This window comes from Patulibacter sp. (genome assembly GCF_030655195.1).
GTDB lineage: Bacteria > Actinomycetota > Thermoleophilia > Solirubrobacterales > Solirubrobacteraceae > Patulibacter.
This window is the reverse complement of the sequence record NZ_JAURWA010000053.1, coordinates 1-3,023: the sequence shown is the minus strand read 5'-3', so window position 1 is coordinate 3,023 and position 3,023 is coordinate 1. Positions and strand designations below refer to the sequence as shown.

The following is a 3,023-nucleotide window of genomic DNA, read 5'->3' as shown; positions in this document are numbered from 1 at the left end:
GAGGACGCCGCCGCGCTGCTCGGCGCGCTCGAACGGGCCCAGGACGCCGTCCGGGCCGCAGCCGACGCGGCGTCGGCGGCCCGCGAGGCGGACGACGCGCTCGAGGCGTGGAGCGGGCGGGCGGCCGGGGTGCTGGTGCGGGCGGGATGGGGCGAGCCGTCCGGAGGCGTCGGGTCCGCCATCGCCGGGGGCCCGAGCCCCGCGGGCCCGGACTCTCCCGTCGGCGAGGCCACGGTCCCCGTCCCGGGCTTCCACGCCGCGACCGCTCCCCCCGCCCCGGTCCACCACGACGCGATCCTCCTCGCCGTCACCGACGCCCACGCCGCTGCGCAATCCGCGGTCGCACGCGCGGCCCGACGCGCGGCGCTGCAGGAGCGCGACGCCGAGGACGCCGCCGAGGCCGACCGCCTGGCCTCCCGGGCGACGTCGCGCGAGGCCGACCGCGACGCCGTGCTGGCCGCGACCGGCGCCGCCGACCTCTCCGCGCTCGAGCAGGCCCGCGTCGAGACCGACCGTCGCGAGGCGCTCGATGCATCGGTGCGTGAGGGCGACGAGGCCGTCCGCGCCGAGGCCGGCGGCGGGCCCGACGGCGACGCCCTGATCACCGAGGCCCGCACCGGTGCGGTGAGCGACTGGGCGGCCCGGCGCGAGGAGTTGGACGTCGAGCTGCCCCGCGTCGACGAGGAGCGCACCGCCGCGATCGCCGCCCGGACCGATTCGACGCGCGACCGCGAGGCGCTCGAGGCGTCCGTCGACCTGCCACGGATCGACGGCGAGATCGAGCAGGTCCGCGCCGACGCCGCGCGGCTGCTGACCGAGCTGCGCACGACCGTCCGGGCCCGTGAGCTCATCGGCCGGACCCTCGACGCGTTCGTCCGTGACCGCCAGCCGACGGTGCTGCGCGACGCCTCGGCGTGGTTCGCGCGCATCACGGACGGTCGCTACACCGACGTCCGCCAGACCTTGCAGGAGCGGCGCGGCAAGCAGACACCCGTCCTGCAGGTGCTCACCGCGCACGGGGCGGCGCTCGACCCGGCGACGCTCTCCCGCGGCACCCGCGAGCAGCTCTACCTGGCGCTGCGCCTCGCGCTCGTCGGTCGCACCGCCCGCGACGCGACGCCCCTGCCGCTGGTGATGGACGACGTCCTGGTCAACTTCTCGCCCGACCGCTCGCGGGCGGTCGCCGAGGTCGTGGCCGAGGTCGCCCGCGAGCACCAGGTCCTGTTCTTCACCTGCCACCCCGCGACGCGGGACCTGCTGGTCGACGCGGCCGGCGGCGACGGGGTGCGGGTGGAGGAGCTGACGCGGGGCTGAGGCAGCAATCCGTCCCCTGGGCCCCACCCGCTCTGCGAGGGTCGGGCGGTGCCTCCGTCGCTGATCCCTCGCACCGACATCGACCTGTTGTACCGGGACGTGTGCAAGCGGCCGGGCGGCCCGCAGGCGCGGCTGGACTGGGCGGCCCGGGAGGACCCGGTCGAGACGATCGCCGCCGCGTTCGCCCGGTCGATCGAGCAGCTCGACGGGTACGACAACCGCGACGAGCCGTTCCGCGATCCGAACACGCGGGCGCGGACCGAGGCGGAGGTCGACGACGTGCGCAGCACGTTGAGCGTCGCGCTGCGGCTGAAGGCCCAGGGCCGGCTGCAGCCCGCGGAGGACGACCCGCTGGCCTACCGCTACGTCGAGCGCGAGATCGTCGCCCAGCGCACCACGGGCCGCGCGCGATTCGACGACCCGCGGCAGGAGATCGCCGACGGCCCGGCCAACTCGGCGATGAAGGTCGACCTGCTCCTCGAGGCCGACGACGGCGCCCCCGCGGTCGGCGAGATCAAGATCCGCAACGACAAGGACCCGATCTGCGCGCTGATCCAGGTCCTCGCCGCGGCGGCGCTCCTGTCGACGGAGCCCCAGCGCGACCGCCTAGACCTGCACCACAACCTGCGCACCGACGGGCGACTGGACGCGGTGATCCTGCTCGTCGACTTCCCCGAGGCCGACCTGATGGGGCAGGCGAAGGTCAAGGCGTGCGAGCTGGCCGAGGCGCTCGTCGCGGACCCGCGGGTGGGCGACCACGTCCGGCGGATCATCACGTTCGAGGCGACGGCCGACGCCACGCTGGCGGGCGGCCCGCTGACCGCGCAGGTGGCGTGCCGGGCGGACGCGGCCGCGAAGGATTGAGGCGGGGCGCGGCGGCGAGGGCCTGACCCGGGGCGCGGCGGCGGGCTCGTTCTCGCAACGTCTCCCTTGAACCACCCGCGCTGTCAGGATCGCCCGGAGACCCGCGACCTCCTCCGGTGACCATGCCCGACACCCCTCCTCCGTCCCGCGCCGATCGCTTTCGCGGCGCCCTGCTCGGCCTGGCCGTCGGCGACGCGCTCGGCACCACCGTCGAGTTCTCCCTGCCCGGGACGTTCGAGCCCGTGACCGACATCGTCGGCGGCGGGCCGTTCGGGCTGCCCGCCGGCGCGTGGACCGACGACACCTCGATGGCGCTCTGCCTGGCCGACAGCCTGCTCGAGCGGCGGCAGCACGACCCGGCCGACGCCCTCGCGCGCTACGTCCGCTGGTACCGCGAGGGCGAGCGGTCGAGCACCGGCCGCTGCTTCGACATCGGGAACGCGACCCGCCAGGCGCTCGAGCGGTTCGAGCAGACCGGCGACCCGTCGGCGGGGACCGCCTTCCCCGAGGCCGGCGGCAACGGCGTGCTGATGCGCCTGGCCCCCGTCGCGCTGGCCCACACGTTCTCGCGCGGCGCCGCGATCAACGCCACGAATCGCGAGTCGAACGCCACCCACGGCCACAAGGGCGCGCGCGACGCGGCGAAGGTGTTCGCGGCGCTCCTCGTCGACGCGCTGAACGGCGGCGACCGCGAGAGCGTCCTCGGTCCGGACGCGCGGTTCCTGCCGCCGAAGTTCCTGGCCGATGAGGTGCGACGGGTGACGGCGGGGTCATTCCGGGCCGCGGTCGACGGACCGGCGGGCAACGGTGCGGCCGGCGGCGGCGCGGCCGGCGGCGGCGCGGCC

3 protein-coding genes are annotated in these 3,023 nt (G+C 76.4%); all 3 read left to right on the top strand.

The annotated features are described in order from the left end of the window. The coding region (locus Q7T67_RS05780; protein ID WP_304786908.1) for an ATP-binding protein at window positions 1–1,314 on the top strand (1,314 nt) is incomplete at its 5' end. 48 nt (window positions 1,315–1,362) lie between these two features. Continuing rightward, window positions 1,363–2,178: a hypothetical protein gene (locus Q7T67_RS05775; protein WP_304786906.1), complete on the top strand. Its 816-nt coding sequence runs from the start codon at window positions 1,363–1,365 to the stop codon at window positions 2,176–2,178. Between the two features lie 122 nt (window positions 2,179–2,300). Continuing rightward, on the top strand, window positions 2,301–3,023 hold a 723-nt coding region (locus Q7T67_RS05770), incomplete at its 3' end, for an ADP-ribosylglycohydrolase family protein (protein ID WP_304786904.1).